The sequence below is a fragment of the Flavobacterium sp. GW821-FHT11G01 genome (assembly GCF_058808175.1).
Window position 1 is genome coordinate 321658 of sequence record NZ_JBXARK010000002.1, and the last position, 24290, is coordinate 345947.

Sequence of the window (24290 nt, forward strand, 5' to 3'; positions counted from 1 at the left end):
AACAAAACATCATGTGTAAAAAAATACATTATCTAATCCTCTTCGGATTATACATTAGCTTTCTTAGTGCTCAAACCCGAACTGAAAAAGATCTTTTGGGAGAGAAGCAAATTCCCAACAATGCTTACTACGGAGTTCAGACTGCCCGTGCTCTCGAAAATTTTCAGATCAGCGGAATGACGACACAATTTTACCCTGATTATGTAAAAGCTTTTGCCATGGTAAAATTAGCAGCAGCCCGCGCCAATGCAGAAGATGGCCGGCTTAAAAAAGACAGACTCGCTGCTATAGAAAAAGCTTGTCAGGCTGTAATAGATGGAAAATACCACGATCAGTTTCTGGTAGATCTTTATCAGGGTGGTGCAGGGACTTCTGCTAATATGAATGTCAATGAAGTTCTCGCCAATATCGCGTTGGAAATGAGCGGTCATAAAAAAGGAGAATATCAATTTATAGAACCTCATGACGATCTTAATATGGGGCAATCTACAAATGATGTTTACCCGACAGCGATTAAAGTAGCGCTATTGCTTCATAATGATAAACTGATAAAAGAGGCAGATTTACTTGCCAAAGCATTCCATAAAAAAGGAGACGAATTTAAGGATATTCTTAAAATGGGGCGTACCGAAGGACAGGATGCAGTACCAATGACTTTAGGTCAGGAATTTCACGCTTTCGGAAATCAACTTGACGCAGAAATTGCCGCTTTACGCAAGTCAGAAGTTTTTTTATGTGAACAAAATATGGGAGCGACGGCAATAGGAACCGGAATTACCGCATCGCCAGGTTATGCTGAAAAGGTGGCCACGCATCTTGCTAAAATTACAGGAAAACCTATTGTGATGAGTAAAGATCTTATTGCTGCCACTTCTAGTCAACAAGGATTTGTAATTTATTCATCGGCATTGAAAAGTATGGCTGTCGCCATGTCAAAAATAAGTAGCGATCTTATTTTTCTGGCTTCAGGACCACGTGCCGGAATTTTTGAGATCAATCTGCCTGCATTGCAACCGGGCTCATCCATTATGCCGGGAAAAGTAAATCCGGTAATGCCGGAGTTAATGAATGAAGTTTGTTTCAAAGTGATAGGAAATGACCTTACTGTGACGCTTGCCGCTCATTCAGGTTTGCTGCAATTAAATGCTTTTGAACCTGTAGAGGCCATTGCCATGATGGAATCACAAGGTTTGTTTTTTAAAGTGATGCCGCTTTTCAGAAAAAATTGTATCGAAGGTATTACGGCAAATAAATCGGTTTTAGATCATTATATGGAAAGAAGCGTTGGTATTGTTACGGCACTTAATCCGGTGCTGGGTTATGAAAAAACAACAGAATTGGCCAAAGAAGCCCTTGAAACCAACAAAGGAATTCTGGAGCTTATACGCGAAAAGAAATTGCTTACAGAAGATCAAATTAAAAAATTGCTTGACCCTGCAAGCTTAACAGGACAAAAATAAAACCATCAACTAAAAAATCTATATCATGAAAGTATATACAATCTTTTATAAAAAACTGTTTCTTATAATTCTATTATCCGTAAGTACAGGTATAATTGCACAATCGAAACCTAAAGTTCTAATTTTAGCAACGGGAGGAACCATTGCAGGATCTGCTGCCACTGGTGTTCAGTCTGGTTATACTTCGGGACAAGTAACTATTGATGCGATGGTAAATGCCGTTCCGGACGCCATGAAACTTGCCGATATTAAAGGCGAACAAATTGCGAATGTAGGATCTCAGGATATGTCATTTGAAATAATGCTGAAAGTTGCCAACAGAATTAATGAACTGGCTGGCAGCAAAGATGTTGACGGTTTTGTGATCACACATGGAACTGATACTATGGAAGAAACGGCTTATTTTCTAAATCTGGTTGTAAAAACAGATAAACCGGTAGTACTCGTTGGTTCGATGCGTCCATCAACTGCAATTAGTGCTGACGGACCTTTAAATCTTTATAATGGTATTGCCGTTGCTGCTGATCCTAAAGCAAAAGGACACGGCGTATTGTTGGTAATGAATGACTGGATTCATTCGGCACAATCCTTAACCAAAGTGAGTACAACCGCAGTTCAGACTTTTATGTCTCCTATACGCGGACTAATCGGTACGACTTCTTATGGAGTAAATGATTTTTACCATTATCCTGATCAAAAATTCGGAAAAGATTCTCAATTTGATGTGAAAGGTGTTACCACTTTTCCACGTGTAGATATTATTTATGCTGATGCCGATATGAAACCGGATTTAATTGATGCTTCAATTGAAAGAGGTGCCAAAGGAATTGTAATCGCCGGCGTTGGAAACGGAAATATGAATAAAGCTTCCCTTGATGCTTGTGCGAGAGCAAGTAAAAAAGGAATTATTGTAGTAAGAAGCACGCGTGTTGCTACCGGTATTGTAGGACGTAATGTGGAGTGCAATGATGATGAACTGGGACTTATAGCTTCTTATGGACTTAATCCGCAAAAATCAAGAGTTCTGCTAACTGTAGCATTATTAAAACCAAGAAAATTGGATGAATTACAAAAAATATTCCTGGAATATTAATATTTAAATAAAATATTTTGAAAGCAAAAAAAGCAATATTGAACTTTTCATACCTGCAATTATTGCGAGTTGGTTTAATTGTTTTTATTCTGCTGATTGTACCTTATTGTTCGTATGGGCAGGAACTACCAAAAACAGTACCTGACGGAACAGAAGGTGATGTATTGCAGGCTGCAGATAGTACTAAAACTGAAAAATTACCATGGAACATGTTTGATACCCGTTTTACAACAATCAAATTAGGGGCTGGTTTTTTATATGAATATGCAGGATACACTCAGAATGCAACCGGTAAAAGACAAATGGATTCGATTGGCAGTGAACTTAAATATGATTTTGATGTTCGTGATTTCAGGGTTTTAATTGGTGGTCAGCTTAAAACAAAAAGAACCATAACCTGGAAAGCCGGTTTTATGTATGATGGCGATGAAAGGGCATGGTACGTGCGCGAATCCGGAGTTATGATTGCCACGCCAGAAATATGGGGAAGTATTTTTATAGGTCGTACCAAAGAAGGTTTTTCACTCAGTAAAGTCATGAACGGTTACTCAGGAGAATCTTTGGAGCGACATATGGCAATTGATGCGATACCAATTTTGGGTGATGGTATAAAATGGCTCGGCTATCTTCCAAAACAAAAAATTGTCTGGAATATGGGGATTTTCGCAGACTGGCTTTCTAAAGATCAGGGATTTAGTACTTACAGTTGGCAATTTATAACAAGAGTGGGCTGGCTACCGATTCATTCTGAAGAAAAACAAACTACGCTTCACATTGGAGGTAATTTCAGAATAGGACAGCCGGAAGACAATAAAATCAGACTTAAATCGAGACCCGAATCAAACACGGCCCCAATCTTTATAGATACAGGTACTTTTTCATCAAATCAGGGAACTTTTGTAGGTTGGGAGATCTATTATAACAAAGGACCGTTGTTATTTGGAACTGAATATAGTTGGGAAATGTTTAATTCAAATGAAAAAAATAATCCGGTTTTTCATGGGGGAGAAGTAATGATGAGTTACATTTTTACAGGAGCCAGCAGACCTTATACAACAACAAGTGGTATTTACACTTTTATCCCAGTTAAAAAATCGGTTTTTGAGGGAGGATTAGGAGAAATCGAAGCAGTTTTAAGGTATTCTACCAACGAATTGAATGGCGGATTAATTGAGGGTGGACGCTTCTGGAGAATAACACCAACGGTAAACTGGTATCTTTCTAAAAATTTTCGATTTGAATTTGCTTATGGTTACGGAATATTAGACCGATTTAATTTAAAAGGAGCAACTCAATTTTTTCAATCCCGAATTCAGATTCTGCTATAAATTGGACAAGTACTATTTAAAAATAAAGAAGGTTTAAATTGTTTCATTTTTAAAATTGTTTTTTAGTTGATATAGCGAAATGGGTCTTATAATGATGATAATAAAGCCCGTTCGTTATATGTTTATTCGTGGTATTTGGGGATACCCTAAAACCTGTAAAGCAAAAACTTTACAGGTTTTTTATGAAATTTGAAAATCAATAATAAGCTTAGTTCCCTGATTCAAAAAAACATATTTAAAACAATGGCAGTCGATAAAATAGCAACTTTTTCTTCGTTATTGCAATAGGTGGTAGCGATACTTACATTATAACTATTCTCTGATCTAATAACATTTTTCATAGATCCTTTCCATTGATTATCAATTGAACCTATTTGCTTTTCTGACGGATCATTAATAATAAAATTAGATTTTTTCCAGACATCACCTATTTCAGCAATAACCTGATTAGCGCTATTTAAAATTTTGAATTCAGGTTTAAAACGATTTGACTTTTTATTAATGATTCCCACTTTTTTACCGGAAGCATCCTGTACAATAATTTCAGATTTTGAGAAGAATCCTTTTTTTAATATGGAAGCTTCTAAACCACCATTGGCACTTCTAATTTCGACAGAGAAAGGAAGTAATGTTTTACTTATTGTTAATCGTAATACTTTTTGTAGCACGGTTAGTTTTTGTTTAATTCTGCCAATGCGTTCGCGCTTGTCATTATAAACATTGTAGTGCTCCTGAAAACTATTTTTTTTGTCTACGAAATAGTTATTTGTTTCAAAGAAATCTGAGGTCATAATTTTATTTCAAATGAATTAATTAAAAAATGTTTTAGGGGCTATCAAAAGTATCAATTAAGTTGAAAGAACAACTAAGTATTTATACCTGATTATTAAGAAATATGCAGTATTGAACAGAAAAACAATTGTCATATTTATCTTATTTACAGTTAGATAATTAATTTGGAGACACATGATATTCATATAAAGAGATACTTTAAATAGATTATAAAGCGTTATTTTAGAAATATTTGAAAGTAAAACTACAAAGCGTTTTCTTTTAACTGAATTGACGCCATTAAATTTTTAGGCAAAGAATTTATTTGAAATTATTTATATTTATACAATGAATAATACAGAAGAACCTATACCACACAACGAATTAGCGCGTTTGGCAGCATTAAAACGCTATAATATTCTGGACAGCTTACCCGAACATGCTTTTGATGATGCAACCAAATTAGTTTCTTATATCTGCGGCGTGCCAATCGCCCATATTTCTTTCATAGATGATAACCGGCAATGGTTTAAATCTGAAATAGGAATAGGCGTATCAGAGGTGCCAAGAGAAATTAGCTTTTGCAGGTATACTATTATGGATTCACAAATGGTTGAAATTCCGGATACTCATTTAAACGAAAGATTTAAGGATGATCCCAATGTTGTTGGTGGTTTTAAAGTAAGATTCTATGCAGGAGTTCCGCTAACAACACCCGATGGTTATAATGTAGGGACTATTTGTGCCATAGATCATGTTTGCAAAGAACTTAATGAAAACCAGCGTAATGCACTTTCTATAGTTGCAAAACACGTTATGAATCAATTGGAATTAAGAACAAAAAACATTGAACTCGACGCACAGAAAAAAATTGCCGAACGTGCAGTGTTGGCAAAAGATAGTTTTTTGGCCAATATGAGTCATGAAATCAGGACACCGTTAAATGCTGTAATTGGTTTTACAGATCTTTTGGCTCAAACTAAACTCGATACTGTTCAGCAGGATTATATTTCTAGTGTACAAATTGCAGGAGAAAATCTGCTTTTGATAATTAATGATATTTTGGATCTTTCGAAGATTGAATCGGGTAATTTGATCATTGAAGCTCAGCCGTTCAACTTAAAAAAGACACTTAAGCATATTTATAAACTGCTAAAAGTAAAAGTTCCGAAAGGAATTGAATTCAATCTTTTTCTCGATGCCGATATGCCTGACCTTGTAATTGGAGATCAGGGAAGATTAAATCAGATATTAGTTAATCTTACAGGAAACGCCCTGAAATTTACGGAAGAAGGAGAAGTAACGGTTTCTGTAAAATTAGTTGATGAAACTGAGGATTATTATTCGCTACGATTTTCAGTTAAAGATACCGGTATAGGAATACCTGAGGATAAGCTTTTAACTATTTTTGAACGATTTAAACAAGCAGAAGAGAGTACTACGCGAAGATTTGGCGGCACAGGGCTAGGTCTCAATATTGTGAAGCAATTAGTTGAATTACATGGCGCCGAAATTAAGGTGAAAAGCAAGCAGGATAGAGGTTCAGAATTTTTCTTTGTATTTCATTATAAAAAAGCAAAACATACCGAAACAATTGCAAAATCAAGTTCAGCAGAAAAACTGGGGAAACTTAAAATTCTTCTTTGCGAGGACAATCTTTTAAATCAGAAACTGGTAAGGAGCGTTATTCAAAATTTTGGTTTTGAATTGGATATTGCCGAAAATGGTGAAGCAGGTATAGAATTTTTGTCAAAAAACAATTATGATTTGGTATTGATGGATCTTCAGATGCCTGTCAAAGATGGTTATCAAACTACAGAATATATCAGGAATGAAATGAATTTAGCGATTCCCATTATTGCTATGACAGCTCACTCTCTTGTGGGTGAACAAGAACGTTGTTATGATGTAGGAATGGATGCTTATGTTCCAAAACCGTTTAAGCAGGCAGCACTTTTGGAGGCTATAAAAAAAGTAATGAAGAAAGATGTCAACGCTATAAAAAAGAGAAGAATAGATTTTTCTTATTTGGATGAAATGGGAAGCGGCGATCCAGATTTTAAAAAAGAGATGATAACGCTTTTCATAGAAAAAATCCCGGCTGAAATCACACAACTGGAAGAAGCATTTAATAGTAATAACCCTGACAAAGTAAGGAAACTGTCGCATAATATGAAATCTAGTTTAGATATGTTTATGCTTAAAGATCTTAGTAATTGTTTGTCTGTTATTGAAGAAGAAGCTACAATAGGACAGCTTACTGCTGAAGCTGCAGATCAGATGAATATCTTAAACTGCGGAATTGATGAAGTAGTTAAAATTCTAAATGAGCTATGATAAAAGAGAAATATACTCTAGCTTTACGTTAATTCCAAAAATCATAAAATTAAATTTGCCTCAAAATTAAATAACCTATGAGAATCATTTTATCTGAAGATAATGATATTCTACGTAAATCATTATCCTTTTTCTTAGAGTCTAAGGGATTTACTGTTGATCAGTTTTCTGATGGAAAAGAAGCATTAGACGCAATCGAAGCAAATAATTATGACTTAATCCTCACTGATATTAATATGCCGGGCATAAGCGGAATGGAAATTACGCAATATGTAAGGGAAAGTATTGGGTCTGATATTCCGATAATTATATTTACCTCATCAGGTATAGAACAAACTGAACTGGATTCATTTGATATTGGTGCCAATGAATTTATTGCCAAACCAATCAGTCCGGCTGTGCTTTTAGTGAGAATTAATAAATTACTAAAAACACGCGCTTAATGAAGTTTCTATATTATACAATTCTCTTACTATTTATTTGTCCTGTTGTATTAGCACAGGAAATTAATATTGATGAGGTAATGGCTCACGCAAAGCGTGAAGTAGAGAAAGGCAATTACGATACTGCATTGTCGCTAATTGAGCCTTTGGTTGCAAAGTTTCCGGAAAACGAAGAAATAAAAATTTATACCGGACGTATTTACAGCTGGAAAAAAGAGTACAATACCTCTATAAAGATATTAACACCAATGGCAGACAGGACCAATCCTAGTCCTGATGCTTTATTGGCAATCATTAATACTTACTTTTGGTCGGAACAATTTGATAAATGTATTTCTTATTGCGATAGATACTTATCCATTGACCCTAATTCGCTTGATGTTATAAGAATTAAAGTAAGTTCTCTTGAAAAACTAAATCTTGATGAAGAAGCATTGGCAATTATAGACAAAGTAGCTATTACGGATAACAGCACCCAGGCTTTTAGAGGAGTCCGAACACTTATTGGGCGTAAAGCAAAAAATGCAATATCTGCTTCTTATTTAAACATCTCTACATCTAATCCGGGACAGTCGCCATTACATTATGGATATGTCGAATACTCTCATAAGTTTAGCAAATCAGCACTTGTTGGTCGTGCCAATGTAGGTCATGTAAATAACGATACACAAATGTTGTTTGAAGCAGATTATTATCAAACTTTCTCAAAAAGAAACTATTTGTATGTAAATGGTGGTATTTCAACAGGAGAGACCGTATTTCCGGTGGCAAAAGCTGGTGTTGAATATTATTTTGTTCCGCAGAAAAGATTTGATTATGCACTGGGTGTTCGATTTATGCATTTTGAAACGGAGGATGTGACTTTACTGACAGGTCAGTTGGCCTATCATAACGGTGCTTATACCCTTGCATACAGACCCTATTATGATACGACAAACGAATTATTTTCTCATGTTTTAAGCCTGCAGCATACAAATGAAGAAAAGGAAAGGATAATAAGGTTTGAATTACAATATGGAAATGTTCCCTATTTATATCTCTATAATAGTCTGACTCAGCCTTTGAGGTCCTACAGGGCTGGTATACAATATCAGCACCGTTTTGGTGATTCCTTTTTTGTCAGACCCATTTTTCTTTATGAATATGAAGAATACTTGCCTGATGCTTACAGAAATAGATTTAATGTTCAGGTAATTATCACTAAACGCTTTTAATATGGCGAAATTATGGGAACTTTATAAGAGCGGAATCTGGGTAGAACCTTTTTTGATTCTATCAATATGCGTGTTTATAGTAACATCAATTATTCTCTACTTATTAATTATTAATAGCCGAAACAAGAATATAAAAAGAAACATACTCCTTGTTGAATACAATAAAGTTATTGAGAATTTAATGTTTTCGGTAGTTTTTCAGGATATGCCTTTTTCAGAAGTTAAGAAGGATGAAAATTTCAGCAAGCTTTTTAATAATGCCTTTTTTAGAGGAGCTATGACCGAATCTATTATGAATCTTCATAAAAATTACGAAGGAGATTATTCAAAAAAGCTAGAGCAATTTTATAAAGATTCAGGATTAATAAAAGACTCTTTTAAAAAACTTAAAAGCCTGAAATGGGAAGTAAAATGCAAGGGAATCACAGAGCTTGCAGAAATAAATTGTATTGAAGCTTTTGACAAAATAATAAAAGCTTCTAAAGCCCGAAATAAAATTTTAAAAATCACAGCCATAAATGCCTCTATTAAACTTGCAGGTACAAAAGGCATGGCCTATCTGACCTCGCATCCTTATCCTATTGATGATTGGACTCAGATAAATATCATAAGCGCTTTTAAAAAGCATGATATTGGTGATACAAAAGGTATTGAATTATTACTCGAATCTCAAAACACAACTGTCATCACACTTGGACTAAAGCTTATTAAAGAACTTAAATTAACACAAAAAATTCCGTATGTAACCAAGTTAGTTGCCAATGCGCCAAATACATTAATAAAGTACGAAGCTCAAAACGTAATACAAATACTAACAGTTTAAAAGTATAAACAAATGACTTTTTTTGCTACTGAACTATCATCGTTTTTTGAGGGATATTTATTCCTTATAATTGGTTATGCGATACTGATTATGTCTTCTTATCTTGTATTGGCACATCTTTCTACGAGAGAGCTTAGTAAATATCTTAAAAAGAATAGTTTTGTTGATTATGATGTGCTTCTTACCAGTGAATTTGCGCCAAGCCTTTCCCTGATAGCTCCTGCTTACAATGAAGGTTTTACCATTCAAGAAAATGTAAAATCGTTGCTTTCTCTTAATTATAATAATTATCAGGTAATTGTAGTCAACGATGGAAGTAAGGACAATTCTATGGAAATCCTTATTAAAACCTATGATCTTGTATTGAAAGAACTTGATGTTAATTCAAAAATTGAAACGAAAAAGATTAAAGGCATTTATGTTTCCAGAAATGCTGCTTTCAAAAAGCTAATCGTAGTGGATAAGGAAAATGGAGGTAAAGCGGATGCACTAAATGTTGGACTTAATATCGCTCAATACCCTTATGTCGTATGTATTGATGTTGATTGTATTTTGGATAAAGACTCATTGCTCAAGCTGGCAAAACCTTTTCTTGAATCGTATGGCAAACGTATTATAGCTACGGGTGGTGTAGTAAGGATAGCAAACCAGTGCGTTATTAAAAACGGAAGATTAGTTGAAGTAAATGTTCCGGATGTTATGCTCTCAAGAATTCAGGTTTTAGAATATTTAAGAGCGTTTCTTCTGGGCAGAATGGCCTGGAGCAGGCTCGACGGACTATTGCTTATCAGCGGTGCTTTTGGTGCATTTGATAAGGAGATTGCTCTATTAGCTGGCGGTTATAATACAAAAACAGTCGGCGAAGATATGGAACTGGTCGTAAGAATGCGACGTTATATGCTCGAAAATAAAATACCGTACGGAGTTAGTTACATACCTGATCCGCTTTGTTGGACAGAAGCACCTGAAGATTTTAAGATATTTAAGAAACAACGTAGTCGCTGGATGAGAGGGACAATTGAAACACTTGGTTTTCATAAAAAAATGTTTCTAAATCCGAAATACAAATTACTCGGTATGGTTAGCGTACCCTATTGGACATTGTTTGAATTTCTGGCCCCCGGAATAGAGTTTGTTGGCCTTGTAATAACAATCATATTTATTCTATTGGGTTTACTTCAGTGGCATCATTTCCTGTTGCTGGTACTTTTTGTTTACTTTTTTGCCGTATTGTTTTCTGTTATTGCTCTTTATAGTGAAGAGCGCACCTATCATAAGTACCCAAAACAAGCTGATTTTTTTAAACTCCTGATTGCCGCTTTCATAGAGCCATTGTATTTTCATCCTTTAACAGTATACGCAGCTCTAATTGGTTATAAAGAAAAAATTATGGGAACAAAAGGATGGGGTGAAATGACCAGGAAAGGTTTTACCAAGAAATAAAAAACGAATTTCTTAAACAATGAAAGATGAGATTGGAAAGTTTTCTTTAAGTTAAGTTTAACTATAATCACGCTGAAAATTATCAAAAAAGCATTCTCAAATTAATTTTATTTCTGTTCTTTGTACTGTTGTTCAAAACCAAAACAAATACACCTGAAATTTTTTTAGTACATCCTATAACTAAGAATGCAATATTATTTTGGACAGTGAGTTAAGATTAATTATCGTATTACGTTATGGACAACAGAAAGTTTATATTAGGTTTAAAAAAAGGGAATGAAGCCTCTTTCAAGGAAGCCTATCTAACTTACTACGATAAACTGATAAGCATTGCCAAACGATTTAATTTTACAGTTCTTACCCCACAAGACTTTGTTCAGGAGACCTTTTTAAGAGTATATAATAAAAGAGAATTACTTAATGAAGATGTTTTATTTGAAAAACAACTGTTTACCATTTGCAAAAATATTATCATCAATCACGTTAATCGGGAGAATAAAATAATACAACTTGATCCTTCGCAGGTTGAAATCCAAAATGAGGATACAGAAACTGGAATTTTTGAAGAAAGAAGAGAACAGTTACATACTTTTATAAATCAGCTTCCGGAACAACAACAAAAAATATTTACTTTACATAAACTGGAAAACCTTAGCTATAAGGAGATTGCAGCGATTACGGATCTTTCTGAAAAGACCATAGCCAATCATATTTATCTTGCCAGTAAATTTATTAGAAAAAAAATCGAAAATCATTAGGAACTTTTATGTTCTCGTTTGTTATATATAAAAACGGAAATATAAAAATGAATATTGAGGCTTATAAAACGGATGTTACAACCAAGGAAGATGCAAGGTTTATTGTAGCCCTTCTTCAATTTGTCATTTCTGATTGTATAATGAATTTTGATTTAGAAGATTCTAATCATATTCTAAGAATCGAAACCAACAGAGAAATTAAAGAAATGGTTTATGGTGTTTTTAATAAGCAGGGATTTTATTGTCAGAAACTTTAACGCACCAAAGTCATGGAAGAAAAAAATATAGAAGAAGAATTAAAAAAAATCTGGGATGAAACTCCCATTTCACATTCAGATGATGTGAAAGAGGCTTCGTGGAATGATTTTCAATCCAAAACCTTTCCTCCAAAAAAGAAGAAATTTAAAGTTTGGCGTTATGCAGCAGCGGCAGCCGTTTTAATTTTTATGCTTATTGGAACAGGGATTTATTTTAATAGAAGTTCGCTACAGAACAATAGCATTCAACTCGCTTCAAATGTAATTGAAAATACAACGATAAAAGTAAAAACGGTTTTCTTACCAGATAGTTCTCGGGTAGAATTAAGTCCACATTCTAAAATTGTGTACGACAATAATTTCGAAACCAACCGAAAGATTGAAGTGAACGGCGAGGCTTATTTTAAAGTGAAAAAAGATAAAAAACACCCTTTTCAGGTTTTTTGTAATGAGACGACAACAACGGTATTAGGAACCTCTTTTACTGTAACCGGACAAGATGAAGATGGTGTAATAGTGCAACTTTATGAAGGAAGCGTTCAGATGAATGTAAAAGACCAAACCCAAAAATGGATACTGAAACCGGGTGAAAAATTCACTTACGGAAACAAAACAGCTTTGGTAGCAGAATTCAACAGATTTACTGATTTTGACAACGTAAAACTAATTGATGTAAGTGACTATGTAAAGGAAAATTATGGTTATAAAATGATACTTCCGCAGGAATATTATAATCAGCGAATTACAGTACGAATCAATAAAAAAGAAGATTTAAAAATAATTGTGCAATTACTATCAGAAATGTATAACCTAAACTTTGAAATAAATGAAGAATTAAAAGTAATCACTTTTCAATAGAAAAGAAAAGGATGCACTAGCCGCGAAACTAAACATCCTTCCTCATCGTCAGGGTAGTATAAAACTATCCCATTTAATAATATTCAAAAATACGAAATTTCATGAAGCATATAATTTCAGCATGCTTTTTTTTATTCAGTTGGACAGTGTTTTCTCAAAATATTACGATAACTGTTGATAATACTGTAACGCTAAAAGAATTATTTAAACAAATTGAGAATCAGACGGATTTTAAATTCGCTTTCACGGACCAGATCGATACAAGTCAAAAGTATTTTACTAAAAAAAAGACCTATAGTCGTATCGAAATAAAGGAACTTGTTAATGAATTAAACAAGAGTACACCAATTCAGTTTTCAATCGTGGGCAATAATATTTTTGTCAAACAAAAAACTACAAAAGCAACTAAAAAAAAAATAAAGCTAACAGGACAGGTTTTTGATGACAACAGACAACCTGTTATTGGTGCTAATGTTTTTATTAAAGAACTTGCTACCGGTGCAACTACAGATAGCGAGGGAAAGTTTTCAATAGAATTGAATAAAGGAAGTTATACCGTTCAGATCAGTTATGTTGGTTTAAAAGATAAAGAAACACAAATTACGGTTTCTGATGATGCCAGGATAAATTTCACCATGGACGCAGATAGTCAGGAATTGGAACAGGTGATCATAACCACTAATAAAGCTGTTGATGTGAGGAACACTCAAATGAGTGTAAATAAACTTACTATGGAAGATATCAAGAGGATTCCGGTTGCAATGGGGGAACCGGATCCCTTAAAATCACTATTGACATTGCCAGGTGTTACAAATGCCGGAGAAGCTTCTTCCGGTTTTAATGTTAGAGGAGGTGCAGCAGATCAGAATTTGATTCTTTTGGATGGAGCCCCAATATATGGTGATTCACATATGTTTGGATTTTTCTCTATTTTTAATGCAGATATTGTAAACGGATTAGATTTATACAAAGGCGGAATTCCTTCTAAATTTGGCGGACGAGTTTCCTCTGTTCTCGATGTAACGCAACAAACTGGAGATTTTGAAAATTACAAAGTAAATGGTGGTATTGGTTTGATATCTAGTCGATTGTTAGTACAGGGACCTATCCAAAAAGAAAAAGGCTCGTTCATCATTGCAGGACGTACTTCGTATGCCCATTTATTTTTAAAGCTGGCAGATAACAGTAATTCGGCTATGTTTTATGATTTGAATGCTAAGTTAAATTATCGTTTTGATGCTAATAACTCTCTTGCTTTTTCCGGATATTTTGGAAATGACGTTTTTGATATAGACAAACGTTTTACAAGTACTTTTGGAAATGCAATGGGAATTTTAAGCTGGAAACATAAATTTTCAGATCAGCTGAATACGAATTTATCGATTTTCTACAGTGATTATAAATTTAATCTTGGTTTAGTAACAGAAAACTTTGACTGGAATAACAATATTCAGACTTATGGTCTTAAGTATGCATGGAATCACTCTTTATCAGAAAAACTAAAACTTAATTATGGAATTGACGGTCAATATTATAATTTTAATCCAGGTACCGTAAAGCCTACAAGTTCAGATTCACAATTTAATTATAAACAGCTTGATAAAAAATATGCTTTTGAATCTTCTGTTTATTTGGATTTTGAACATCAGATTACAGAGAAGCTGAATCTTCGCTACGGACTTCGTTATAGTATGTTTTACCGTTTAGGAGGAGAAGAAATAAGTACGTATCAAGATGGTAAAGCAGTAGTATATAATCCTCTATATAATATTTATGAAGAAGGAACTCCAACCGGAAGTATTTCTTATAAAAGTGGAGAAACCATAAGCAAATTTGATAATTTGGAACCGCGTGCTGCATTATCATATGCTTTTAACGATGATAACTCAGTAAAGGCAAGTTATAACAGAATGGCGCAATACATTCATATGTTGTCTAATACTCAGTCTCCATTACCCATGACTATTTGGACTCCAAGCGGGCCTTTTACAAAACCACAGATATTGGACCAGTTTGCTGTTGGATATTTTAAGAATTTAAAAGACAATGATTATTCTTTTGAAGGAGAATTGTTTTATAAAAAGATCCAAAATCGTATTGATTATATTGATGGTGCCGATATATTGGCAAATAACAATATAGAACAAGTTATTTTGAATGGTAAAGCCAGATCCTATGGAATGGAGTTATTATTTAGAAAAAACACCGGGAATTTTACAGGATGGGTTTCTTATACCTTATCAAGAGCAGAACAAAAAACGCCTGGAAGAACAGCCGAAGAACCTGGGGTTGCAAATGGAAATTGGTATTTGTCAGGATATGACAAATTGCATAATTTAAGTATTGTAGGTAGTTACGAGTATAGTCGTAAATGGTCGTATAATGCTAATTTCACCTTACAGTCAGGCCAGCCTGTAACCTACGCAAATGGATATTATGAGTTTGGAGGTATCAATATTCCGAATTTTTCGCTGAGAAATGAAAACAGACTTCCACTTTTCCATCACCTGGATCTGGCGGCAACTTACACACCAAAACCAGACAAAAAGAAAGGATGGCAAAGCTATTGGGTATTTAGTATTTATAATGTCTACAACAGAAAAAATGCAGCTTCTATAACATTTGCAACAAATGATGATACAGGAGCAAATGAAACCAGAAGACTGTCTATTTTCGGAATAGTACCTGGTATTTCTTATAATTTTAAATTTTAATGAATATGCAAAAGATTAAAAAATATAATTTTAAAAGTAAGGCACTGACTTTTTTTAGTCTTCTTTTTGTAATGGTATTATCATCTTGTGAAGATGTCGTACAACTTGATTTAGAAAATGATCAAACAAGAATAGTTATCGACGCAGAAATTATTTGGCAAAAAGGAACTTCTGGTAATGAACAGATTATAAAGATTAGCAAAACAGCGCCATATTATAATAACGTCACACCAAAAGTTTCCGGAGCGCAGGTAAAAGTTGTAAACAGTAATGGAGATGTTTTTACTTTTAATGAAACGGCTCCCGGTTCTTATGTGTGTACTAATTTTGTTCCTGTTGTAAATATGGATTATACACTTTCTGTAGTGGCAGAAGGGCAAAGTTTTACAGCAGTAGAAAAATTAACTTCGGTAACATCTATTGATAAAGTGGAGCAAAGCATTGTTAAAGATGCTGTGGGAGACGATATTATAGAGCTAACATTTTATTATAAAGACCCTGCTGATCAGGTCAATTTTTATCTTACCGATTATAAAAGTGAATTTCTGTTGTATCCGCAATATGAACTGACAGATGATGATTTATTTAATGGTAATCAAATCAGTACAAGATTCTCAGACGATGATAAAATGAAACCAGGAAACACAGTTACTATTACACATCGCGGTATTTCTAAAAATTTCTATAATTATATGAATCTAATTTTAGAAATATATGGTGGAAGCCCTTTTTCTATTCCTCCGGGAAATATCAGAGGTAATATTATAAATACAAATGATGCCAATAATTTTGCCTTTGGTTATTTCAGGCTTTGCGAGGCAGATAAAGTTTCGTATTTGGTAAAATAAATAATTAAAAAATTGACGAAGAAAAACGTATACGGATTTTCTAATCACTGTTAAAAACCGAAGTATATTTTACTTCGGTTTTTTTTATTTTTTCTGTGCTGTAATTGTTGTTTTGGAAAGATTTGATATCGATGCTGTTGAAATTTGATTACGAAGGTCTGTTTTTGCATTCTCATCTTTAAAATGCTTCTTACTATATATCACAAAAAACACTAGTAATTAGCGAAATTTAGTTATCAATAAAAATAATAATTATTATTTAATCAATTGATAGTTAGTTATTTGTAAATTAGGCGTAATGATTGCTTCGATTTTTTTGGGATTATAAATTTTTATATACAAAGCCAAATTTGGATAAAGAAAAGAAGCATAAATTATAATTCATCAGAGATAATACGCTATTAATCATTAAATATTAATCTTATGACAAAATCGAAAACCATAATTCTTATACACGGAAACTTTGTAAATGATGTTAGCTGGATTAAGTGGAAAAGCCATTATCAACAAAAAGGGTATACAGTTTATACACCAGCCAATCCAGGTCATGATGGAAATCCTGCAGAATTGAGAGATAAAGTTCATCCGGCACTTACTCAAACAGGATTTATTGATGTGGTAGAAAACATTGTGAAGTTGATTAATACTTTGCCTGAAAAGCCATTAATTATTGGACACTCAATGGCAGGAATGGCTGCGATGAAGTTGTTAGAAATGGATAAAGCAATTGCTGCGGTAAGTATAGACGGTGCACCGCCAAAGAATGTATTTCCTCCCTTTCAAACATTAAAATCTGTATTGCCTGCATTTGGATTTTTTTCTGGTAAAGATTATTTTATGGGCAGTCGTGAATGGTATAATAAATGTTTTTTTAATACGCTGCCAGAAAATGAAAGAGCCAATGCATTTGAAACTTTTGCAGTGCCTGAAAGTTTTAAAGTTAGCCGTGAATTAGTGTTGAATTCATTTTCTAACATTGATTTTGGAAAACCACACGAACCGATTTTATTTATTGGAGGTGGTAGTGACAATATTTTTCCTCCCTCTCTTACCTCAACTTTAGCAAAAAAGTACAAAGACAAAAGCAGTCGTGTCGATCTGAAAATTTTTCAGGGAAAAAGTCATTTCATCTGTGGAGAAAAAGGATGGGAAATAGTAGCAGATTATATTTTAGACTGGTATGAGAAACTATAATTTTTTTTCATGAGACAGTTTAATTGCAACAGCATTCAACTCATAACTGATTTTATAGAAGTTCAAAAATAAATGAAAAACGAAATTCAATTTAAAACATTAACCATTAAAAGAAAATAAAATGAGCAAGTTTACAGTAAAAGACGGAACAGAAATTTATTATAAAGATTTAGGAACAGGGCAACCTATTTTTTTTCATCATGGCTGGCCACTATCTGCAGATGATTGGGATGCCCAAATGCTGTTTTTCTTAGAACAGGGATTTAGAGTAATTGCACATGACAGACGTGGGCATGGCAGATCTACACAGACTTATTTAGGAAATGAAATGGATACTTATGCAGCTGATGTAGATGAACTAACAACATTTTTAGATTTAAAAGATGCCATACATATCGGACATTCAACAGGAGGTGGGGAAGCTATTCGATATGCTGCAAAATTTGGAAAAAATAAAGTATCAAAAGTTGTGCTTATAAGTGCAGTAACACCTTATATGATCCTGGATGACAACAACCCAGATGGAGTTCCCTTAGCTGTATTTGATGACATTCGTTTTAATACGGCTAACAACAGACAACAATTTTATCATGATATTACTTTTCCGTTTTACGGATACAATAGGGAAGGAGCCAATGTAAAAAAAGGAATTCAGGATAACTGGTGGCGCCAGGGAATGATGGGAGGTATTAAGGCTCATTATGACTGTATAAAAGCATTTTCGGAAACTGATTTTACAGAAGACTTAAAAAGTGTAGAGAAACCAGTACTTGTGTTGCACGGAGAAGATGATCAAATTGTACCTTATGTACCTACTGCCTTAAGAGCCGCTAAACTTTTGAAAAATGGAAAGTTGATTACATACCCGGGTTTATGTCATGGAATACCAACAACAGATGCTGAAACTGTTAATGCAGATATTTTAGCTTTTATTAAATCCTGATTGTATGGGGTATAATTTTGGCAGATTTTTTTGTTATTGAAACATTCAAAATGTTATACAGGTTTAAAATTTAAATTGCTATTTAGGATGGAAGATAATAGTTGTTGATGTGCAATGTAAATTTGAATAGCATTTCTTACCTCAACAATATTATTTCTTATGTTAAATAATTGGAATGATAAAAGTAAAGCCACCATAAGAAGATTTTGTTCTTTTTAATGGTGGCTTTGGTTTGAATTATCTGAGAAGTATTTATACTGTTATTGAGTTATTATTGTCCAGCCTTTAGCTCGAAGGAGAGTTTCAGTATTTGTACCTATAATTGAATACATAGAGCCTATAAAAGTAAGAGTTCCATTATCAGCTATGTCATTTATCCAATCAATATCATTGTTTAAACTATTTATTGTAATCTGATTATAATTAAAATAAAGACCTTTGAAATTACTTGTCAATTTACCTACTGGATTAAATGACGATGAAAAAGCACTATTGTTATTAATATTTAAATAGCTAAGATTAGGCAATTGATTCGTCGGATTAAAATCAACGAAATTAAGACAGCTAGATAAAGCTAAATAATTTAGATTAGGTAATAAGGAATTAAACGGGTCAAATCGGGTTATTAAATTGTATTGTAAAAACAAAAGTTCTAAACTATCAGGTAATGCAATAGTAGGGTTAAAAATAATAATTTGATTATTGTCTAAATATAAAAAATTCAAATTACTTGGTAGTGCAATAGTAGGATCAAAAGTTATAATTTTATTTTGTCCTAACAATAAATATCTGAGACCAGTAGGTAATGCGTAATTTACTGGATCAAAAATACTAATATTATTACCGCTTAATCCCAATGTTTCTAAAGAATTAGGTAAAGCAATATCTGGATCAAAAGTAACTATCTTGTTTTGATTTAAATTTAGCGATTGTAAACTATTAGGCAATGCAATTGAAGGGTTAAAAGAAATTATTTGATTGTCATTTAAGTCTATATTAATCAAATTTGAAGGCAAAGCAATTAAAGGATCAAAAGTAACTATTTGATTATTGTTTAAATTTAATGTTAACATTGATTTAGGCAAACTTACCAATGGATTAAATGTGGTGATTCTGTTATTACTTAAATTTAAAAGTCTTAGGTTAGACATTTTAATATTTATAGTAAATTCGGTTAATAAATTAGAAACCAGAGACAATTCGTCTAAATTAGGTGACGATAGGATATTGTCATTTATCGACGTTAACAAATTATAGTCTAATATAAGACTAGTAAATAGGGGAATAAAATTAAATTTTATATCCTTAATCGTCATTTGTGACAAATTAACCTGGGATAAATTCGCATCTTGTAGATATAGTGATATATTATTATCCCCTAAAGTCAAAAAAGATATTTGTATCAAAGAGCCACCTGAAGACGTTTGTTTTGCTGCAAAAAAAGTATTCCAGTCGCTAATATTTTCTTTGTCTGAAATACCTAACGCCGTTGTACTTGCTTCAATATCATCAAAAAATAATTTTATAATTGGCGGTATATCAACAACAACAGCTAAAACGGAAGATTCAGAATTGCTAAAGATTGGTTTTCTATAATAGTCGTCAGCAACTAAGCCATTTGCTTTTGCTTCGCCATTGTTGTTATAAGTACCTTTTATTTCAATCGAAAAACTACTTTGAGGAATTCGTTTAACTTCTTTGTCTGAGCTATAAACTAAAATACTGTCCACGTTTTCAGCAATATTTACATTTTCTAATCGAAGCTCTTTGCTAATTATATGTTTTTTTGGGTCCATGTTTCTTCAATTTTGATTAATGATTACGGCAAATATTTTTCTTTAATCACAACAATTTAAGTTCTTATTGTCCATCCTTTAGCTAATAAAATCGTTTCTGTAATTGTTCCTGTAATTGTGTTTAATGGCGCTACAGCTTCTAAAAAGCCGTTGCTGGCAATGTCTCCGATCCACGCTGTTTCATTGTCCCAGTTTGCTTTCGTTATTGGATTAAGGGAAAGGGTTATCTCATTTAAAGTTGAAGGCAATGGATGAATGGCAGGGTTAAATCTAGTCAATCCGTTTCCAGAAAGTTGAATATTCAACAATCCTGAAGGTAAAGCAATAGAAGGATCAAAAACCGATAATCCATTACTTGAAAGTTTCAAATAAAGAAGGCTTGAAGGCAAAGCAATACCTGGATTAAAGGTGGTTAATCCTGTTAACGTTAAGTTAAGGCTGATTAAAGTATCAGGCAATGGCAAAGTGGGGTCAAAAATTGTTAAGTTATTTTGTGAAATATCTAAATCCTGCAAACCGTAAGGAAGCTGTAAAGTAGGATTAAAAGAAGTCATAGAGTTGCCGTACAATGCCAGTGTTTTCAGACCTGAAGGCAATGATAAGGTGGGATCAAAAGTAACTATATTGTTACTATATAATGTTAGATAATTTAAACTGTCAGGTAACGGTAAGGTAGGATCAAAGGTAATTATATTATTAAAATTTAAAAACAGATAATATAACCCGCCAGGCAACGGCAAAGCAGGATCAAAAGTAACTATTGAATTACTTTGCAAGTCCAATAAAAACAATGCATTTGGTAATTTGATAGTAGGGTCAAAATTGACTAAATCACAATGACCCAAAGATAAATATTGTAAATTATCAGGGAGTTCAATGACAGGATCAAAACCAGTTAAAGGATTGTTATTCAAATCCAGATTAATAAGTGAATTTGGCAGTTTTTCAGTTGGGTTGAAAAAAGTTATTTCGTTTGATTGTAAGTGTATTTCTCTTATTTCATTGGTGAAACCTGTTAAATCAATGTCTTTTATTTGACAAGAATTCAAGTTTATTTGTCCTGAAAAGGAATCTAATCTTGTAAAAATAACATTATTGCCTTCAATTCTAACTGCGGTAAATGTTAAAGAACTTTTAGCGATAAAAAGATTATTCCAGTCTTCAATATTTTCTTTGTCTGCTATACCTAAAAAAGAAGCAGTTACGTCAATATCGTTAAAAACTAATTTCATTGATGGTAGATTATCAACAACAAGAGCCAAGACAGAAGATTCAGAATCGCTAACAATTGGTTTTCTATAATAGTCACCAACGACTAAACCATTTGCTTTCGCTTCGCCGTTGTTGTTATAAACACCTTTTATTTCAATTGACAGGCTACTTTGAGGAATTCGTTTAACTTCTTTGTCTGAGTTATAAACTAATATCTCATCTGTGTTTGCACCCTCGTTTACAGTTCCTAAAGCTAATGCTTTACTAATTATATATTTTTGTGGAATCATATTTTTTAAATTACTTGATGAATAATATTTGTTTTTATTAAAATGTTGTTCCAGCTGCTCTTACCCATGTATTAGGAGCAACACACCAGTATATATAGCCAGCAACTACTCTAATTTCACCAACCTTTCCAGGAGCTGTAGCTGATGCAGGAGCAGCGATTCCGATGATACTACTAAGATATTCTTTAGTCAAAATAGCTTTGCCTGTTGTGTCTCCAGTAATCAATGCAATTGTTTGAACTGGTAGTGTGGTTAAATTTGTTGCATTGGAGATTAATCTTTGTGTTCCCACACCATCAGATACTACTACAGTATTTTCTAAGGCAGCTGCTAAACCACTTACTTTACCCACAATAGTATTGCCTGATCCGGTAGTGATGCCTGTAGTGTTGCCATTATTTTGGGCAATGATTAAATTATTTGACCCTGTAGTTATACCACCTCCTAATGCTATAAATCCTGTACCAGCAACAATTGTATTATTACTACCTGTGCTTATACCACTTCCGGATTGTAAACCTATTGCGATATTATGTGTACCTGTAGTATTGTTATTTAAAGCACTATTACCTATTCCTATACCATGCCCAGTTGTATTGTTATACATTGCACTTGATCCAATAGCTACAGACCTGTGTCCAAATATATTTGAACCTGCAGTTCCTATGTTTTTAGCTAAAGCATTTGCTCCAATAGCAACATTTTGGCTACCATATTGATTAGCAAGTAAAGCATTAGTTCCCATAGCAACATTATAAGAACCAGTAATATTAGCTAAAGAAGCTCCATCACCAAAAGCACTATTTTGATTACCTGTTGTATTCATTTGTAGTGCCCCCCAACCCATAGCGGTATTGTAATTACCTGTTGTAACATCTCTTAGCGCTTCAAATCCAAACGAATGATTTTCGACTGCAGTTGTTGCTGAGTTTTGTGAATTGATTCCGAATACTACATTATCAATCCCGGTACTATTACCTCGACCAATTCTTACACCTCTGATGGTTTTATCTACACCTCCTAATTCCTGCAAAGGTGTATTATTAACAATACCAGCAGTAGAATCTGATACCGAAGTAAATGGAACGTCTCCAGAACCCAATAAAGAAATGCCATTTACAGTTTTAAGTCCGGATGAACCAACAAACCCACTTCGAGAAACAAACTTTACAATTTTATCAGCACCACGTACAAGCACGCTGTCAGACTTCTGGCCCTCACTTACAGTTTCTAGACGTAATGGTTTTTGTATTAAATAAGTTGATTGTGCCGTTGAGAAAAGCGTAACGGACAACGCTAATAATAAGATTATCTTTTTCATTTTGATTAATTTTGTTTAGTTATATATCTTTTTTGATAGTTATATCAGTTATAATTTGGAGTAGAAAAACAACCTATTTCCTGAAACGTATTAAACCATTTTCTACCTCATCAGTTGTTATAAAAGAGCTGTTTTCCTGATCAAACTGAATAGTGAAATCTGTTTTATAATCAAGAATTTCAAATTGTGATCCGTCACCGGTAATGATTATGCCCAAAGACTTTTTTAAGTTTTCTATTTCTTCGTCACAGATCAATTCGTTGTAAGACATGAACAAGTCGTAACTTTTTGTGTTTCCCTGTTTTTTTGTGCTAAATGTTACTTTGTAAATTTCTGCCTCAAACAATGCCGGGAATTCTTCTTTATTTACAACAGAAAAAGAATTACTTAAATCGATTATGTTTTTTATTCTTCTGATCTTAAATATTCGTTCTAATAAATAAGGTGCATTTTTGGTTTTTATTTTCAATTTGGTTAATTGGTTATACGCTAGAATTCAGATTCAGAAGAAAAAAGAAAGCAGTTTATCTGGCGGTATTTGTGATGAATAATATTTGAGGAATAAATTTCTCTTTCCAATGTATAATCAAATTTGTATAGCAGAATTCATATCTTTTCTACCTTTTTTATAAAGGAATAGAAACAACTGTTTTCTTAGTTGTTTTTATTCCTCTACTTATTTAGATATATTAGGATGAAGTATTTGTTTATTTTTCGATATGATATTTAGGATCGATCGTGATTAAAAGTCTTTTGAATAATTGTATTAAACGATCTCTTATAGATTTAAGAATCAAAGTCATCGCATCAAAATTTTCGACTTCTTTTTTTGTTTTTATGGCAATAATATTGCTGATTATTGAAATTCCGTCGCTAACAATAAGTAAATCCATTACTATAGTTACAAACCATTTAAAGTTGTAATTAAGTCCTTTACTCATTAATGCCAAAGCTGTTGGTATTAGCAATACGGCTAACTTAGATACAAATCCCAAAGCTAATTTTTTAAAGCTAAAAGGATTGTTTAACACAACGGTTTTGATAATGCCTAAAAAAGTATCCATTACCATTAAGTAAAATAATACCTTAACAATTTCGGCATCCATTTCTAAGTAAATAAAAATTCCGTAAAGCAATAATTTTAGTTCATTTGAATATTCTGAGATTTTATGTATCATTGGTTTTAT

The 24290-nt window shown here is 33.2% G+C and carries 21 protein-coding genes; 15 read left to right on the forward strand and 6 right to left on the reverse strand.

Features of this window, described 5'->3' with window-relative positions; translation table 11 throughout:
* Positions 1-11: 11 nt before the first annotated feature.
* The 3 genes from AC1RRN_RS05200 to AC1RRN_RS05210 are packed head-to-tail and all read left to right on the forward strand — an operon-like array spanning position 12 to position 3881.
* Entirely contained in the window at positions 12-1460 is a 1449-nt protein-coding gene (locus AC1RRN_RS05200; RefSeq protein WP_492966285.1) for an aspartate ammonia-lyase, read from the forward strand.
* 25 nt (positions 1461-1485) lie between these two features.
* Positions 1486-2553: a type II asparaginase gene (locus AC1RRN_RS05205; RefSeq protein ID WP_492966286.1), complete on the forward strand. Its 1068-nt coding sequence runs from the start codon at positions 1486-1488 to the stop codon at positions 2551-2553.
* A gap of 17 nt (positions 2554-2570) precedes the next feature.
* On the forward strand, positions 2571-3881 hold the full coding sequence (locus AC1RRN_RS05210; protein WP_492966287.1) for an OprO/OprP family phosphate-selective porin: 1311 nt from the start codon (positions 2571-2573) through the stop codon (positions 3879-3881).
* 221 nt (positions 3882-4102) lie between these two features.
* On the opposite strand, the gene AC1RRN_RS05215 is transcribed toward AC1RRN_RS05210, so the two are convergent.
* Complete coding sequence (locus tag AC1RRN_RS05215) at positions 4103-4672, reverse strand: phospholipid scramblase-related protein (RefSeq protein WP_492966288.1); 570 nt, start codon at positions 4670-4672, stop codon at positions 4103-4105.
* A gap of 328 nt (positions 4673-5000) precedes the next feature.
* On the opposite strand from AC1RRN_RS05215, the gene AC1RRN_RS05220 reads away from it, so the two are divergent.
* The 12 genes from AC1RRN_RS05220 to AC1RRN_RS05275 all read left to right on the forward strand — a co-directional run bounded on the left by AC1RRN_RS05220 (position 5001) and on the right by AC1RRN_RS05275 (position 18484).
* Positions 5001-6989, forward strand: a complete 1989-nt coding sequence (locus AC1RRN_RS05220) for an ATP-binding protein (RefSeq protein ID WP_492966289.1) — start codon at positions 5001-5003, stop codon at positions 6987-6989.
* Between the two features lie 77 nt (positions 6990-7066).
* Positions 7067-7432 carry a response regulator transcription factor gene (locus tag AC1RRN_RS05225; RefSeq protein ID WP_492966290.1) on the forward strand — a complete coding sequence of 122 codons (366 nt, stop codon included), beginning with the start codon at positions 7067-7069 and terminating at the stop codon, positions 7430-7432.
* Positions 7432-8646 carry a YaiO family outer membrane beta-barrel protein gene (locus tag AC1RRN_RS05230; RefSeq protein ID WP_492966291.1) on the forward strand — a complete coding sequence of 405 codons (1215 nt, stop codon included), beginning with the start codon at positions 7432-7434 and terminating at the stop codon, positions 8644-8646. The genes AC1RRN_RS05225 and AC1RRN_RS05230 overlap by 1 nt, the downstream gene beginning before the upstream one ends.
* Position 8647: 1 nt before the next feature.
* Complete coding sequence (locus tag AC1RRN_RS05235; RefSeq protein WP_492966292.1) at positions 8648-9469, forward strand: hypothetical protein; 822 nt, start codon at positions 8648-8650, stop codon at positions 9467-9469.
* A gap of 12 nt (positions 9470-9481) precedes the next feature.
* Complete coding sequence (locus tag AC1RRN_RS05240; RefSeq protein ID WP_492966293.1) at positions 9482-10912, forward strand: glycosyltransferase family 2 protein; 1431 nt, start codon at positions 9482-9484, stop codon at positions 10910-10912.
* Between the two features lie 236 nt (positions 10913-11148).
* On the forward strand, positions 11149-11670 hold the full coding sequence (locus AC1RRN_RS05245; protein WP_492966294.1) for an RNA polymerase sigma factor: 522 nt from the start codon (positions 11149-11151) through the stop codon (positions 11668-11670).
* Positions 11671-11717: 47 nt separating this feature from the next.
* Positions 11718-11927, forward strand: a complete 210-nt coding sequence (locus AC1RRN_RS05250; RefSeq protein WP_492966295.1) for a hypothetical protein — start codon at positions 11718-11720, stop codon at positions 11925-11927.
* 12 nt (positions 11928-11939) lie between these two features.
* Complete coding sequence (locus tag AC1RRN_RS05255; protein ID WP_492966296.1) at positions 11940-12785, forward strand: FecR family protein; 846 nt, start codon at positions 11940-11942, stop codon at positions 12783-12785.
* A gap of 101 nt (positions 12786-12886) precedes the next feature.
* Positions 12887-15499: a TonB-dependent receptor gene (locus tag AC1RRN_RS05260; RefSeq protein WP_492966297.1), complete on the forward strand. Its 2613-nt coding sequence runs from the start codon at positions 12887-12889 to the stop codon at positions 15497-15499.
* Positions 15500-15504: 5 nt separating this feature from the next.
* Positions 15505-16347, forward strand: a complete 843-nt coding sequence (locus AC1RRN_RS05265; protein ID WP_492966298.1) for a DUF4249 domain-containing protein — start codon at positions 15505-15507, stop codon at positions 16345-16347.
* A 423-nt stretch (positions 16348-16770) separates the two neighbouring features.
* Positions 16771-17541, forward strand: coding sequence for an alpha/beta hydrolase (locus AC1RRN_RS05270; protein WP_492966299.1), 771 nt, complete (start codon positions 16771-16773; stop codon positions 17539-17541).
* A 121-nt stretch (positions 17542-17662) separates the two neighbouring features.
* Positions 17663-18484, forward strand: coding sequence for an alpha/beta fold hydrolase (locus AC1RRN_RS05275; protein WP_492966300.1), 822 nt, complete (start codon positions 17663-17665; stop codon positions 18482-18484).
* A 260-nt stretch (positions 18485-18744) separates the two neighbouring features.
* On the opposite strand, the gene AC1RRN_RS05280 is transcribed toward AC1RRN_RS05275, so the two are convergent.
* From AC1RRN_RS05280 to AC1RRN_RS05300, 5 genes are all read right to left on the reverse strand, one after another.
* Positions 18745-20280: a leucine-rich repeat domain-containing protein gene (locus tag AC1RRN_RS05280; protein WP_492966301.1), complete on the reverse strand. Its 1536-nt coding sequence runs from the start codon at positions 20278-20280 to the stop codon at positions 18745-18747.
* 56 nt (positions 20281-20336) lie between these two features.
* The gene (locus AC1RRN_RS05285; RefSeq protein ID WP_492966302.1) at positions 20337-21782 is read right to left on the reverse strand and encodes a hypothetical protein; all 1446 of its coding nucleotides are present in this window, start codon (positions 21780-21782) and stop codon (positions 20337-20339) included.
* A gap of 37 nt (positions 21783-21819) precedes the next feature.
* On the reverse strand, positions 21820-23103 hold the full coding sequence (locus AC1RRN_RS05290; protein WP_492966303.1) for a hypothetical protein: 1284 nt from the start codon (positions 23101-23103) through the stop codon (positions 21820-21822).
* A gap of 73 nt (positions 23104-23176) precedes the next feature.
* Positions 23177-23572, reverse strand: a complete 396-nt coding sequence (locus AC1RRN_RS05295) for a hypothetical protein (protein ID WP_492966304.1) — start codon at positions 23570-23572, stop codon at positions 23177-23179.
* A gap of 238 nt (positions 23573-23810) precedes the next feature.
* Positions 23811-24281, reverse strand: coding sequence for a phage holin family protein (locus tag AC1RRN_RS05300; RefSeq protein WP_492966305.1), 471 nt, complete (start codon positions 24279-24281; stop codon positions 23811-23813).
* Positions 24282-24290 lie beyond the last annotated feature (9 nt).